The organism is Chitinophaga sp., assembly GCF_019236475.1.
Classification (GTDB): Bacteria; Bacteroidota; Bacteroidia; order Chitinophagales; family Chitinophagaceae; genus Chitinophaga.
In genome coordinates this window covers 84,073-97,519 of the sequence record NZ_JAFAIX010000009.1, presented here as the reverse complement: position 1 = coordinate 97,519, position 13,447 = coordinate 84,073, and the positions used below count along the sequence as shown (strand labels likewise).

The window sequence follows — 13,447 nt, the reverse complement described above, 5'->3', positions numbered from 1 at the left end:
ATGAGTACAAAGGACCTTTCCAAATACTATCACAAGCAGATGGACAATGCTGCAGGTAGAGAACATTCTTCCCACAAAACTAAAATTGTGGCTACCGTTGGTCCAGCTAGTGATACCTATGACAAGTTGTTGGAGTTAGTTAGAGCAGGTGTGAATGTTTTCCGTTTAAACTTCTCTCATGGCTCGCATGAAGACAAACTGCGGATTATTGAATACATCCGTCAGATCAATAAAACAGAACCTTACAATGTGGCCATCCTGGCCGATCTGCAAGGCCCTAAACTGCGTGTAGGCGAAATCGAGAATAATGCACTCCCGCTGAAAGCCGGCGATATCCTCACTTTCATCAACGAGAAAGTAGTGGGTAACATGGAAAAAATTTATGTTTCCTACCCTGACCTGTATAAAGATCTCAGACCCGGCCAGAAAATTCTTCTGGACGATGGTAAAATTGAAACTGTTGTTAGAGAAATCACTCCTGCAGGCGAAATCAAAGCAGAAGTAACCCTCCCGGGCGTACTGTCCTCCAAAAAAGGATTTAACCTGCCTGATACGAAAGTTTCCCTGCCAGCTCTGACTGAAAAAGATATCATTGACCTGGAATTCATCATTGACCATCAATGTGATTGGGTTGCGCTTTCCTTCGTAAGAAGCGTAAAAGACCTGATCGATCTACGCAAACGTCTGGAAGCACGCAACTCTAAAATCAAGGTGATCTCTAAAATTGAGAAACCTGAAGCGATTCAAAACCTGAAAGAAATTATCTGGGAAAGCGATGGCGTAATGATCGCCCGCGGTGACCTCGGCGTTGAACTGCCAGTGGAACAAATCCCGATGATCCAGAAAGATATTATCCGCAAATGTATCCACCGCGCAAAACCTGTGATCGTGGCTACACAGATGATGGAGAGCATGATGGACCGTACCCGTCCTAACCGTTCCGAAATCACCGACGTTGCGAATGCCGTACTGGAAGGTGCCGATGCAGTGATGCTCTCCGGCGAAACCGCTACTGGTCAATTCCCAGTACTGGTTATTCAGACAATGAATAAAATTATCCAGGAAGTGGAAAAAGAGGCGATCATTTACAATCGTAACCTGATTCCTCACCGTCACTCTCCTACCTTCCTCAGTGATGCACTTTGCTATAATGCATGTAAAATCGCTGAAGATCTGGATGCCGACGCACTGATTGGTATGACCCAAAGCGGTTACACCGGCTTTATGTTGAGCTCCTACCGTCCACGCTCTCCGTTGTATGTATTTACCAAAGAAAGAACCCTGGTAAATCAGTTGAGCCTGAGCTGGGGCGTACGTGCCTTCTTCTACGAAGAGGAAGAAAGCCTGGATGATATCGTTTTCGATCAGATCAACATCTTGAAAGAAAGAGGTTTCATCAAACCAGGTGATGTTGTGGTAAATACAGGTAGTACGCCAGTGAAACTGCATTTGGCTACTAACACACTGAAAATCACCAGAGTAGAATAGTAATCTACATTATTTGAAATACAAAGCCCGGTTGAGTTCAACCGGGCTTTTTTATTTAATATCCTAGGGTAGTGGCCCACCTGAAATGTCAACCTATAAAACCTCTAATTGCCATTACGCTTTACTGACAGCCAATTTGGGCAGTGTCAATAGGTAAATGATCAGCGCCGTAGTGATGAGGGCAGTACCAGCTACGCAGACACCTGTCCACTTGCCCACAGACCATACCCATAGCCCGATACCGGACCCAAGAGAGGTACCGATAAAACTAGTGGTCATAAATACGGTATTGAGGCGGTTTCTGGCGGAGGGAATTAATGCGTATACTCTTGTCTGGTTGGATACGTGGATTGCCTGCAGACCCAGATCTATGGCGATAATTCCTACTATAATACCTATGATATCCGTCTTAAACAGGAAGAAGAGCAGGTAACCTGCAAACAGGAAAACAATGCCATATCCAACTGCTATACGGGGATTTTTCTTATCTGCTACACGTCCTACCAAAGGAGCTCCGAGGGCTCCTGCAGCCGCCGCCAATCCCATTAGCCCAATTTTGTCACTCTGAAAAAAGAAGGGGGCTTCCGATAACAGGAAAACCACCGTTGTCCAGAATAGCCCAAACATCGCAAAGGTGCAAGCATTAATGGCAGAGGCCTCTCTTAATATCGGCTGTTCTTTAACAAGGGTGATCAATGATTTCATCAGATCACTATATGACCCTTTAAAAGTAGGAGCACTTTGCGGAAAGGAAACTGTCATCACCAGTGCCAATAAGCCACTGATGGCAGCAGCAATCCAAAACATGCCTCTCCAGCCAAAATTATGGCCAATAATACCACTTAGCGTCCTTGACAACAAAATCCCAACCAATAAGCCACTCATCACCATTCCGATTACTTTTCCCCGATTATTATCACTACTTAATGTAGCCGCCAGCGGGAGTATCAGTTGTGGTACTACAGAAGTAAAACCAATCATTAGACCGGTTACTTTCAGCATAGTGATATTAGTAGACATCGCAGAAGCCACCAGGGCCACTGAGGAGGCGAGTGTCATACCTATTATTTGCTTCTTCTTTTCCAGCATATCCCCTAAAGGCACACAAAACAGCAATCCAAGGGCATATCCCACCTGTGTGAAAAAGGTTACCTGTCCTGCATTAGAATCCGTAACCCCGAATTCTTGACTCATCAACACCAGTAAAGGCTGGCTGTAGTATATATTTGCTACAATCAAACCTGTACAGAGTGCCATTACAGCTATATTCCATTTGCTAAGCGCCATATATTCCAATTTTTTGCTTTGCAAAGATAGTTGAAAGCATAAAACCGCCAGAACGATTTCATTGCCCTGGAAACGGTAAATTTGTAATAGTTAATTGCTCACCGTTAAAAGCAGATAGTTATGTTCAAAAGTATCTATCCTTACACACAGGAATTAATAGCAGAGTATAAGGAACACAACGAAAATGAAATTGAAGCCAAATTGCTACAGGGCGAAAAGGCTTTTCGGGATATGCTTAAAATCCCCCTGGACCAGCGCCGGCAGTGGATGGCACAGATAGCCAAATCCATGCGCGATAATGTAAAGGAGCATGCTACCATTATTTCCCGGGAAATGGGGAAAACCCTCCGGGAAGCCACCGCGGAAGTGCAGAAATGCGCCACCACCATTGATTACTATGTCGAAAATATAGAACAGATCCTCCAACCACGGATGATATCATCCGATGCCTCAAAAAGTTACGTATCTTATGAGCCTAAAGGGATCATTCTGGCCATTATGCCCTGGAATTTCCCCTACTGGCAAGTTTTTCGATTCGCTATTCCTAATATATTGGCAGGAAATGCAGGATTATTAAAGCATGCCAGTAACGTGAGCGGATGTGCCCTGGCCATAGAACAGCTCTTTACAGCATCGGGGTTCCCTATTGGTACGTTCCAGACAGTGTTGTTGTCGTCCAAACATATAGAACCCATTATCGCAGATCCGCGTGTACAGGGTGTTACGCTCACTGGCAGTACGCCTGCCGGGAAAAGTGTGGCGGCACTGGCAGGGAAATACATCAAAAAGACAGTCCTGGAGCTTGGAGGCAGCGATCCTTTTATCGTTTTGAAAGATGCCGATATTAAAGAAGCCGCCAAAGTAGCTGTGCAGGGTCGTATGCAGAATGCCGGCCAGTCTTGTATTGCCGCCAAACGCTGGATTGTTGAGAAACCAGCAGTGGCAGCGTTTACAGAGGCCGTAGCGGAAATTCTCCAGGCAATGAAACAGGGAGATCCCATGCTGGAAAGCACTAATATGGGACCTATGGCCAGACCGGATCTTGCAGCCGATCTGGGTAGACAACTGAAAGAGAGTATTTCCCAAGGCGCACACTTAGTATTGGGTGGCACCTATGAAGGATGTAACTTTGCCCCTACACTGCTGACTGGTGTCACTGCAAATATGACTGCCTTCCGGGAAGAAACCTTCGGCCCATTGGGCATAATCGTAGAAGCAACTGGTGAAGAAGCAGCGATAGCACTTGCCAACGAAACGGATTTCGGACTGGGTTCCGCGTTATGGACCAAAGACCTGGAAAAAGCAGCCCGACTGGCCCGCCAGATTGAAAGCGGCAATGTATTTATCAATGCTATGGTTCGTTCAGATGCCCGACTGCCATTCGGAGGAGTTAAACAATCCGGTTATGGTCGGGAATTATCACTGGAAGGAACACACGAATTTCTAAACGTTAAGACCGTTTACATACATTAGGCTTTTAGAACATGACCACATCTCTGAAACGCGACCGCTATACTCCCTATATCACCTTCTCCCGTAAAGAATGGGCAGAAAGGAGCGGTGATGCCAGGCTACAACTGGCAGACTACGACCTGGAACAATTGCATGGTATGAATGAGCCACTTACACAGGAAGAGATTACACAAGTATATCTTCCCCTGGCCCATTTATTAAACCTCTACGTAACTGCATCCCAGCAATTACATAAAGCCACCAGCAATTTCCTCGGTAGTCAACAACTGAAAGTACCTTATATCATTGGAATTGCAGGTAGTGTTGCGGTAGGTAAAAGCACCACTGCCAGAGTATTACAACGATTATTACAGGCCTGGCCAAATCATCCCAGAGTAGACCTCGTTACAACAGACGGATTCCTCTATCCCAACAAAATCTTGGAACAAAACAATATCATGAACCGTAAGGGATTCCCTGAAAGTTATGATATCAAACGCCTCATTCACTTTCTGGCAGATGTCAAATCAGGCAAAGAACGTGTAGCCGCACCATTATATTCCCACCTAGAATATGATGTTCTTCCAGGACAATTACAATGGATAGAACAACCGGACATTATCATTGTCGAAGGTGTGAACGTATTACAAGTACGTCCTCGCCAGCAACAAAAAGATCCTGCCGTTTTCGTATCTGACTTTTTCGATTTTTCCATATATGTTGACGCTGCTGAAAAAGATATCCGTAAATGGTATATCGCGCGATTTGAATCCTTGCGTCAGACAGCATTTCAAAACCCGGATTCATTCTTTCACAGATATGCAGGACTGTCCGATGGCGCCACTGTGGAACTCGCCACCCAGATTTGGGACGATATCAACAAACCCAATCTGGAGCAGAATATTGCACCTACACGCTACCGTGCAGGCCTGATACTGGAGAAAGGTAGTAACCATTTTGTTCAATCCATCAAACTCAGGAAAACCTGATCGACATGCAATTACTGTATTTAAGAAATGCAACATTCCTACTGGAATGGAACAACAAGAAAATCCTCGTCGATCCCATGCTGGGATCCAAAGGAAGTATGGACCCTGTCCCCAACACAGCCAACACTATCCGTAATCCCACTGTAGATCTTACCCTCAGCGATATTGCTGTTCAAACTATGGTGCAAGATATCGATGCGGTTTTGCTGACCCATACGCATCGAGACCATTGGGACGTTGCGGCACAACAGATGCTTCCAAAAACGACCACGATTATTTGCCAGCCAGAAGACGTGCAGAAAATCAGTGAAGCGGGATTCATCAATGTTATTCCCGTTCAAGACAGTATTACCTGGAATCATTTTACCATTCATCGCACTGGTGGCCAACACGGTACCGGCGAAATCGGTAAACTAATGGCACCTGTTTCCGGCTTCGTCATCACCGATGGTGAACATCGATTATACATCGCTGGAGATACTATCTGGTGCAATGAGGTAAAAGAAACCCTGGACCGTTTCAAACCAGAATATACTGTGGTGAATGCGGGTGCTGCAAGATTCCTCCAGGGAGATCCCATTACTATGACAGCAGCAGATGTATTGGAGGTGATTAATCACCCTGCTCATACAAATGTTATTGCAGTCCATATGGAGTCCATCAATCACTGCACCCTCACCAGGGAAGACCTGGCAGTAGCCGTAGCAGTGGCTTCCAAAGAATGTAACATCCCCGATCCGGGAGACTGGATTATGCTAAATTAATCCGCATCTCCCTAATTCTTCCATTACCATCCCCTCTACCATTTACGCTGCGATGTAGGCGGCGTAAATGGTGTTTAACCCAAACAATATTACCTCCTTTCTTTAACGCTATCCCCCGTTCCACAGCATTCCTTTTTCGAAACAAAAATATCCTCGTTTAAATTGCATTCAATCTACGGCCTATCCTCATGATTAATTGCAATGTATTCAGTACAACATAAACAATGGATTGATAAAGCCACTTTTAACCTCCTCCTTGCTATACCCACTCATTGATATGACTAGCATTGCCCATACTCATTTCCCTAGCAGAAATCGTAAACGTAATGGTCATAGGATGTTTATCTGCATAATCGAATACCTCTTCGAACTTAACCAGATACCCTTCTTTAAATTCTAATGATTTTAGCTTGGCATCCGTATCCCTTTTGAAAAATGTAATGGTGCCATCTTTCCGCTCAAAGTTATTCACCATCCACTCAAAAAGATCGGTTTTACCAGTGGATTCGACGGTCATTTCAATACGCCCTCCTCTTGTAATGGCAGAAGGCCTTCCAGTAGCATCCGTTTCCTGATGTAATTCATAACTCACATGCTGTACATTGTACTGCTCACCATTTACCATAAGAATTGATTTAAATGACATACATTCTGATTTTAAAGGTTAACAAATAATAATCACGGGGTTGTTTGTGCATGGTTGGTCATCATTAATAAACGGCAATTCTCTAACTCCCTGGACTTGCCATCCAGTTGCTGTTGCAGTTGAACCACTTCCATTTTCAATGCCATGATAGTTTGCTGGGCATCTCTACATTCTCTCAATTGTTGTTTACTTTGTTGCAGAGAAAGACAACATTGCATGATATCGTCATAAAAAGTAAAACCAGATGCTTGTGGCGTAATACGATTACGCATTCCGGCCAGCATGGTGGCAATTATCTGATCAACATATCCACTGTTTTGCCCTGGATCATTGACAATTGCCAGTTGCTGCCTGACTTTCCCTAAAGCTTCACCGAACTGCTGTTGTTGCTCCATCCTGCTGCCATGATAAATTAATTCACGCCGCAGCATAATATTTTCCACAATTGGCACTTGGTAATGAAAGAACACACCAAGTATCAACAACCCTGTTGTGACCGTATACATCAATAGAAATAATGCAAACCCTTTCCGTCTTGCATGATTATTTATCGGTTCCATAATAACGCTAATTTATTCCGAAAAGGACCATTTAGATTTACGTATACCTGGCGATGACTGTGGCAGCCCTACACTTTCTTCTTTTACAAAAATATTCCCTTCAGGCTTTTTACCTATATACTCTAGTTTTGCGATGACGGATAAGACCCTTTGCACGATTCTTAGAAAGCTCAAAGCGCTATGGAATGCCAACTGAATATCCAGATGATTATAGACCGCTACGATCAACTCATAACATTTAGTTTCAATCTCTCCAGCATTCACCCCAGCCCATTCAGCGAAATATTGTAGTACCTCCTCTTTGTTACCAGATGCTCGTTGCTCTAGCGCTGACGCCCACATTCCACCTATAGCTTTTGCCAAAGCAAACAGGCGAAACGGTAGTTCCCTTCCAACTTTCTCTTGACAAAATGGAAGCGAAAAATTGATTACCTGCCCAACATGCTCCGCCAGGTATAAAACGATTATCGCTAGCTCTTGCTGCTGATTCCTGGAATAAATCTTTTCTATTATTTCCTGACAACTACAGTGTATTTGTCTTAACAATACAATAATTTCTTCCCCAGCAGCCAATAACAAAGGGTATGCCCCCACACAGGTACAAGGCGGAATATAACTTTGATCTACTTCCGGTACATGATTCTTTACTATAATTCGCCCCACAGGCAGTTGCCCAGGCAACAGACCATCAGCCGGCAATTCATGCACAGCTACCACGGAGAGCAGGAGGCGGTCTATCATATACTTCGTTCGAGATGGAAGCTCTTCCAAAACTGGCTCTCCAGCGGGAATCCGTTGATAACAGTCTATGTTAGCCATTACATACCAAACACCATCTTGCTTCGGTACTGCCCAGTTAGTAGATATATTACCAGAGATAATAATGCCCGCTGCAGTTACTACTGGTAGTTGTATCAGGATACCCTCCGCTGTAATCGCCTGACAGGCGTGCAAATGCAACACACAACAATGGCGCTCTGGGGTAATTTGTAGATGCAAGATTCTTTTAGGCAATGCACTAACATCCAACAACCCATAGTTATGCTCATTTAGAATAGACGCTGCCGTTCGATGGATTCGCGCTAGTATTGCATTTTCCATGGTGGTAAAATCCTCCTGGCGTACTTTCATCCCATCTACCCAGTTCACCATTGGATAATTGATTATTGGTCGCATGTTTCAATTTTTAACTGGTGAATTCTTTCACAAAGAATAATGCTGTTTTCTCGAATGCCGCTACTATATATTGGTAAATTCGGATCTATCACGCTCGGCCACCAACATTTACGCACGCGATAACATCTCCATCTATAGCCTTGCCTATCTTCGTCGAAAATATCAATCTGATGCTCCGGATGACGGGCATTATAATCATTGATAAAATGATAAAAGAAAACACCCCAAGTCACATGACGTGGCGCCCTAGCCCGAAATCCAGATAATCCACTACTGGCATTTTTTCTTAGCTTCAGCGCGATCACCAATAAATCTCTCATATCGTTTTCTGCAATTTCCTCATACCCTTCCTCAACCGGATAACACCAATCATCATATAAGACAGCGGGGATAAAGCTAAGTACCTCCCACAACTCCCAGAAACTAACAGGGATTAAAAAATCAAGTAGCCCGTAGCCAATAGGTATTGGAGGCCACCGAGTATCCACATACAAGTAGTGAGTGCATAAAATGATATTAACTCCAAACAACAGCATACAAACACAATGGAGGACTTTCATTTTCATATTCCACCTACCATAGTGCCCACAAACCACCGCTACAATACCGCTTAAAAAGGAAGCAGTTCCTCCAAGTGCAAATACTCCCTCCCAGGATGATGCCCCCATAAACGTTGGCATCATATATCCACCAACCAGCAAAGGCAGTATGATCAACAGGGCCACCAACAGCGATTGTTTATGCTCATATTTCCATGCGCTGCGTATCAACCAGGCGCCAATAAATATTAATATTGCAAGAGCAATAAGTAAATAAGTCATTTTAGATATGATTCTGGGTTAACAATACATATATCCTCCAAGCATACAGATATGATCCTCCTGTTCAACTAATAACTTCCAGTCAATTTCTACGGCCGCAGGTAGTAACAGATACGCCAGTAATCGTAGGAATCTTCCCTTACAACTCCATGGTAAGTAAGCAGGTGCATCCAGTGTTGTAACCGGTCCAACGTCAATTGAAAGTATAGATCCTGCGTCCTCCATAACATCCCCCAGCACTAGGTCCACCCCTAATTCAGCTATGATTCTACCTTTCGAAGAAATTACCTCAGTACACCTTCTATTACGCTTCCAATGAAACGATACTGGTTGTTTGATTATCTTGGATATCAGTGCGATGGCCATTGGTATACTTTTACAACTACACATTTCCGCCAAAAAAGGAATTAATTGCTGTAAAAAGGTCTCCTCCTTGCATCCACTGATTGCCCGCAACAACGCCATTAAAACAGGCTGCACAGCGTGATGGTAAATCCTGCATCGTTCCTCAAACATTACTTGTTCCATGGGTTGAAAAAAAAGACAAGCCATGGCTGCTTCCTGCTTCAGATGACGACTATTATTCGTCACAGCTTCCATTCCACCCTGATCCAACGGGCAGTCCGATGCATGAAACAATCCCTCCGGCAATTGATGATACAAACCATTGCGATTAAGTGTCAATTGTGCTACCGCCTTGTTTAAAACTATGTTACGAATGTCAGCGCTATATGCGCGGGCAAAATTTCCAGCGAAATTGACTGTAATATCCTTATGTAAGAATAACGGCAATAATAGCTCCGCATTGAGAAAATCATCAAATAAATAATCAGGCATGATCTATTGGGTTAACTAATCAAAATATAGCCTGAAGGAAATGCGATAAAGAAGTAAATCACATGTAAGCAAAAATATAAAATCGAAACAATACAAAACAAAAATTTGAGAATATTTTTTGAAAAAAAATTTCTCGTTCCTAAAATAATCTTTAAACTTGTAATTATAAAAATAATTTAACTGCTGACCACTCCCCCTTCAGCAGATGTTAACCCAAACCATTACCCATGCTACATTTTAACCTTCCATTCCTACGGGAACGGTTTATCTTTTTCACTATTATTGTAACTGGAATGCTGGGCATTCTATTTTACTGTTTACAATTACACCCTACTGCAACCTGCAGATATAAAGGGATTGAAATAAAAAGCAAATACGTTTATAACGTCAATGTATATACGATAAATGACACATTACATTTATTCTTAAACGGGAATCAAAAATCAGATCACCTTTTCTGGATATTACCAGATCATAGCTATGCTTCCGGATCAAGTATAATTAAATCCTTTCACCATATAGGCATACAGGATATACAGGTACTCACAGGCAACTGTCACTTTCATCAACGGATAACCATACAACCAGCAATAGTTACTACTAAAGATACCATCTCGATATACCCTAGTATCACAGGCCCTTCTACCGCTACAGTTGGAATAGAAGCCACCTTCAGTTCCAATCAGCCTACCATTACAGGTTTTGCATGGCAACTTACAGGCAGAGAAGACAGTATACACCACACCCCAACAGTAACATATACATTTCGTACTCCTGGAGAAAAAATACTTACGCTCATCATCAATAGAGATACGGCCCGTATGGCTGTTAAACATATCCATGTTTTTCCTCCGCCCATACCCATCAGTCCACCAATCCCCGCTATCCCACTACCGCCCACTCATCCACCTGTAAAAAAAGCTGAACCCAGCATGCCGGTCATAACCGAGGAGGAATTCAAATTTATGTTACAACAGGTTATTAGCGGGTACAAACAGTGCACAGATTTCTCCGAATATCTCTGCAATAATCTACTCATACCGGTGATCATCAATGAAAAAACAATGATCCCCTTTAATCAATTCTGTCTTCAAATTACGGGAAGAAAACGGCTATCCCTGGATCAGGTGAAGATGACACGGGATAAATCCGGTTGCATTACCACACTTAGCGTACACTACAACAAAAAAAGATTTATTGGACTCTTTTAAAAATAGAAATATGAAAAATACATTCCTTAAACTCCCACTGGATATTCAGGCGCTAATTACAGGCAATCATAAATACACTGTACAACTCAAAACGTCTGTAATGCAGCATATACAACTGTTAATCCAAACAGCCACTGGTGAATTCCCAGCCAATCCCTCCTATGGATGCGGTATGCAGGAACAACTATTAAAACTTTCTAACCCGCCGCACCTACTTAAAACCCAACTGGAATCAATACTACTCAACAGTCTTACACAACATGAAACACGTATTCAACAAACTGCTATACATGTTTCATTAAAACGTCTACTACATAACAATACGTCTGTTGCACTTTTTACCATACACGGACATACCATCATGCCCGTACAGCCTTTCGAATTTGCATTTAAATTAAATATCAACCCGGTTACATTCAAACTTTAATGATGACTAACAATTCTATAAAAGAGCGACTGATACAACTCGCCTGTCGTACATGGAAGATATCAGATCATGAGAAGGATGCCTTATTGGATCCGGTTGTTAAATTGCTACTGGAAGGTCTCGCGGATGAATTGGAAAGAATACATAGCGAAAGCCATGCACATCAAACAGCAATGGTTCATCAGTTAGCCAGTATACTGATACCTACCATAAATACTTGCGCACATCCAGCCGATGTACTATTGCATGCCTTACCCAAAGAAGAGATAATCATCACTCCAGAGCAGGAATTCATGACACATCTTTCAAATCATGCTTTGGTAAAGCCCTCTTTCATTCCTACCGGTCATTTCAAACTTACACCAGGGCATGTCACACATATTGTATGCCCACAAGTAGTACTGCAAATGAATGATATACAACCAACCATTTTAATAAAAGATATTATCTGGCACAACACCCCTTCTCAGGTGTATGTACGACTAGCATATCCATCAGGTGCCATGCCCGATCTGTATGGTCTTTCATTATGCTTCCTAGTTAACAATACCGCAATGGAAGATATATTATTCCATGTATTACCCCTTGCACGCATATACGCGAATGAGGAACCTATCAAAACAACCATTGGTTTTCATGAAGCATCGAATACTCCCAAACCAGATGCAATATGGAGTTTCTGGCAACAAAAATACAAGAAGCATTACCTGACAATTAACAGCCATTATACCTTCCAGGAGGCAGACATGAATATTCCAGCGCCTTTACGCTATTATCAGCAACAAAATGGACTAAAAACGTTCCTGCCAGGCATCTGGTTAAAAATCGAATTACCAGGATTACCAATGGAAGCTCTTCCGGATATCGTCTGCCAATGCAATTGCTTTCCTGTGGTAAATCTTCGGGCAATATCAACTTCCCTTGCCGTCACACATGATTTCCAGGTATTTCCACTAACAGGTAAACACTCTTTCTTCAAACTACATTCCTGTACAGACCAGCATCAACGTGCCTATCGCCAGGAAGCCACCAAAACAGTATCCGACTTACAACCAGGAGAATATACTTGCGATTATCCAGCACACAAAAGATGGCAGGATGAGGACTTACAGCAAAAGATCTCATTATTGTTATACCGACTCCGAGAAGAACATCGTTTATTACAACCGACTCGAAACAGCTTATTAATCCAACATCTACAAAACTTGCAACAACTCACTCATGAAATCGAACAATCCATTGACCAGGAAGAAAAATCCACCTGGCCTATCCTTTCCATAAAACCATTACCAGATGCAGATTTCCTGTATATAAAATACTTCAGCACGGATGGTGATTTAGCCAATAATATTCCACCAGGAGCCGCATTTCAAACAACAGAAAATGATCTCTTTATGAAGGGAAGTATCAAAAGCCTTCTCCCCTCAGCAGGCGGAAAACAACCATTATCATCCACTGACATCACTCATCATTTCAGGCAACAATTCTACTCCGGCGATAAAATAGTTACGCCGGCAGATATTAGATTATGCTGTTTGGCTATAATGGGAGAACACCTGCAAGATTGCCACATTAAAATAGGATCTATCCTCTCTGCCAATATCCAGGAAGGTTTCAGACGGGTACTGCAAATAACATTAGTCCTCAGCCATACAGGATCACCCTATCCCCAACCACTGCTTACACATTATAAAGAATGCATACTACGGCAATTAGAAGAGCGCTCCTTCCAATTACTGCCTGTATGCATTTCGTTTATTCATGACATGTAGTGGGTTAGAACCGGGTA

At 42.8% G+C, this 13,447-nt stretch carries 13 protein-coding genes; 7 read left to right on the top strand and 6 right to left on the bottom strand.

The genetic code is table 11. The features are described from left to right. On the top strand, positions 1–1,488 hold the full coding sequence (gene pyk, locus JO154_RS11610) for a pyruvate kinase (RefSeq protein ID WP_291945509.1): 1,488 nt from the start codon (positions 1–3) through the stop codon (positions 1,486–1,488). A gap of 114 nt (positions 1,489–1,602) precedes the next feature. Here the strand turns inward: pyk and JO154_RS11605 are convergent, their stop codons facing one another. Continuing rightward, positions 1,603–2,775 (bottom strand): MFS transporter, encoded by a 1,173-nt coding sequence (locus tag JO154_RS11605; RefSeq protein ID WP_291945506.1) that lies wholly within the window; start codon positions 2,773–2,775, stop codon positions 1,603–1,605. Between the two features lie 120 nt (positions 2,776–2,895). Between JO154_RS11605 and JO154_RS11600 the strand changes: the two genes are divergently transcribed. The 3 genes from JO154_RS11600 to JO154_RS11590 are packed head-to-tail and all read left to right on the top strand — an operon-like array spanning position 2,896 to position 5,980. Then, positions 2,896–4,248: an NAD-dependent succinate-semialdehyde dehydrogenase gene (locus JO154_RS11600; RefSeq protein ID WP_291945503.1), complete on the top strand. Its 1,353-nt coding sequence runs from the start codon at positions 2,896–2,898 to the stop codon at positions 4,246–4,248. Between the two features lie 11 nt (positions 4,249–4,259). Further along, positions 4,260–5,216: a type I pantothenate kinase gene (coaA, locus tag JO154_RS11595; protein ID WP_291945500.1), complete on the top strand. Its 957-nt coding sequence runs from the start codon at positions 4,260–4,262 to the stop codon at positions 5,214–5,216. A gap of 5 nt (positions 5,217–5,221) precedes the next feature. After that, positions 5,222–5,980, top strand: a complete 759-nt coding sequence (locus tag JO154_RS11590; protein WP_291945497.1) for an MBL fold metallo-hydrolase — start codon at positions 5,222–5,224, stop codon at positions 5,978–5,980. A gap of 259 nt (positions 5,981–6,239) precedes the next feature. Here JO154_RS11590 and tssD read toward each other — a convergent pair whose 3' ends face one another. Genes tssD through JO154_RS11565 form a run of 5 tightly spaced genes read right to left on the bottom strand, consistent with a single transcriptional unit; the run spans position 6,240 to position 10,020 of the window. Beyond that, positions 6,240–6,626: a type VI secretion system tube protein TssD gene (tssD, locus tag JO154_RS11585; RefSeq protein ID WP_291945493.1), complete on the bottom strand. Its 387-nt coding sequence runs from the start codon at positions 6,624–6,626 to the stop codon at positions 6,240–6,242. A 32-nt stretch (positions 6,627–6,658) separates the two neighbouring features. Continuing rightward, a complete protein-coding gene (gene tssO / locus JO154_RS11580) occupies positions 6,659–7,186 on the bottom strand; it encodes a type VI secretion system TssO (protein ID WP_291945490.1) in 528 nt (175 codons plus the stop codon). A 12-nt stretch (positions 7,187–7,198) separates the two neighbouring features. After that, positions 7,199–8,362 carry a hypothetical protein gene (locus JO154_RS11575; RefSeq protein WP_291945488.1) on the bottom strand — a complete coding sequence of 388 codons (1,164 nt, stop codon included), beginning with the start codon at positions 8,360–8,362 and terminating at the stop codon, positions 7,199–7,201. Continuing rightward, a complete protein-coding gene (locus JO154_RS11570) occupies positions 8,350–9,183 on the bottom strand; it encodes a TssN family type VI secretion system protein (RefSeq protein ID WP_291945485.1) in 834 nt (277 codons plus the stop codon). Before JO154_RS11570 ends, JO154_RS11575 begins: the two co-directional genes overlap by 13 nt. Before the next feature lie 18 nt (positions 9,184–9,201). Next, entirely contained in the window at positions 9,202–10,020 is an 819-nt protein-coding gene (locus tag JO154_RS11565) for a hypothetical protein (RefSeq protein WP_291945482.1), read from the bottom strand. Between the two features lie 227 nt (positions 10,021–10,247). Here JO154_RS11565 and JO154_RS11560 point away from each other — a divergent pair, with 227 nt between their 5' ends. The 3 genes from JO154_RS11560 to JO154_RS11550 are packed head-to-tail and all read left to right on the top strand — an operon-like array spanning position 10,248 to position 13,430. Then, positions 10,248–11,231, top strand: coding sequence for a hypothetical protein (locus tag JO154_RS11560; RefSeq protein ID WP_291945480.1), 984 nt, complete (start codon positions 10,248–10,250; stop codon positions 11,229–11,231). A gap of 10 nt (positions 11,232–11,241) precedes the next feature. Then, the gene (locus JO154_RS11555) at positions 11,242–11,658 is read left to right on the top strand and encodes a GPW/gp25 family protein (protein ID WP_291945477.1); all 417 of its coding nucleotides are present in this window, start codon (positions 11,242–11,244) and stop codon (positions 11,656–11,658) included. Positions 11,659–11,660: 2 nt separating this feature from the next. Beyond that, positions 11,661–13,430, top strand: coding sequence for a hypothetical protein (locus JO154_RS11550; protein ID WP_291945473.1), 1,770 nt, complete (start codon positions 11,661–11,663; stop codon positions 13,428–13,430). Positions 13,431–13,447: the final 17 nt, after the last annotated feature.

Bases quoted from the DNA above. Each gene is read 5' to 3' on its own strand.
- pyk (WP_291945509.1), top strand. From the start codon at position 1: ATGAGTACAAAGGACCTTTCCAAATACTATCACAAGCAGATGGACAAT.
- JO154_RS11605 (WP_291945506.1), bottom strand. From the start codon at position 2,775: ATGGCGCTTAGCAAATGGAATATAGCTGTAATGGCACTCTGTACAGGT.
- JO154_RS11600 (WP_291945503.1), top strand. From the start codon at position 2,896: ATGTTCAAAAGTATCTATCCTTACACACAGGAATTAATAGCAGAGTAT.
- coaA (WP_291945500.1), top strand. From the start codon at position 4,260: ATGACCACATCTCTGAAACGCGACCGCTATACTCCCTATATCACCTTC.
- JO154_RS11590 (WP_291945497.1), top strand. From the start codon at position 5,222: ATGCAATTACTGTATTTAAGAAATGCAACATTCCTACTGGAATGGAAC.
- tssD (WP_291945493.1), bottom strand. From the start codon at position 6,626: ATGTCATTTAAATCAATTCTTATGGTAAATGGTGAGCAGTACAATGTA.
- tssO (WP_291945490.1), bottom strand. From the start codon at position 7,186: ATGGAACCGATAAATAATCATGCAAGACGGAAAGGGTTTGCATTATTT.
- JO154_RS11575 (WP_291945488.1), bottom strand. From the start codon at position 8,362: ATGCGACCAATAATCAATTATCCAATGGTGAACTGGGTAGATGGGATG.
- JO154_RS11570 (WP_291945485.1), bottom strand. From the start codon at position 9,183: ATGACTTATTTACTTATTGCTCTTGCAATATTAATATTTATTGGCGCC.
- JO154_RS11565 (WP_291945482.1), bottom strand. From the start codon at position 10,020: ATGCCTGATTATTTATTTGATGATTTTCTCAATGCGGAGCTATTATTG.
- JO154_RS11560 (WP_291945480.1), top strand. From the start codon at position 10,248: ATGCTACATTTTAACCTTCCATTCCTACGGGAACGGTTTATCTTTTTC.
- JO154_RS11555 (WP_291945477.1), top strand. From the start codon at position 11,242: ATGAAAAATACATTCCTTAAACTCCCACTGGATATTCAGGCGCTAATT.
- JO154_RS11550 (WP_291945473.1), top strand. From the start codon at position 11,661: ATGACTAACAATTCTATAAAAGAGCGACTGATACAACTCGCCTGTCGT.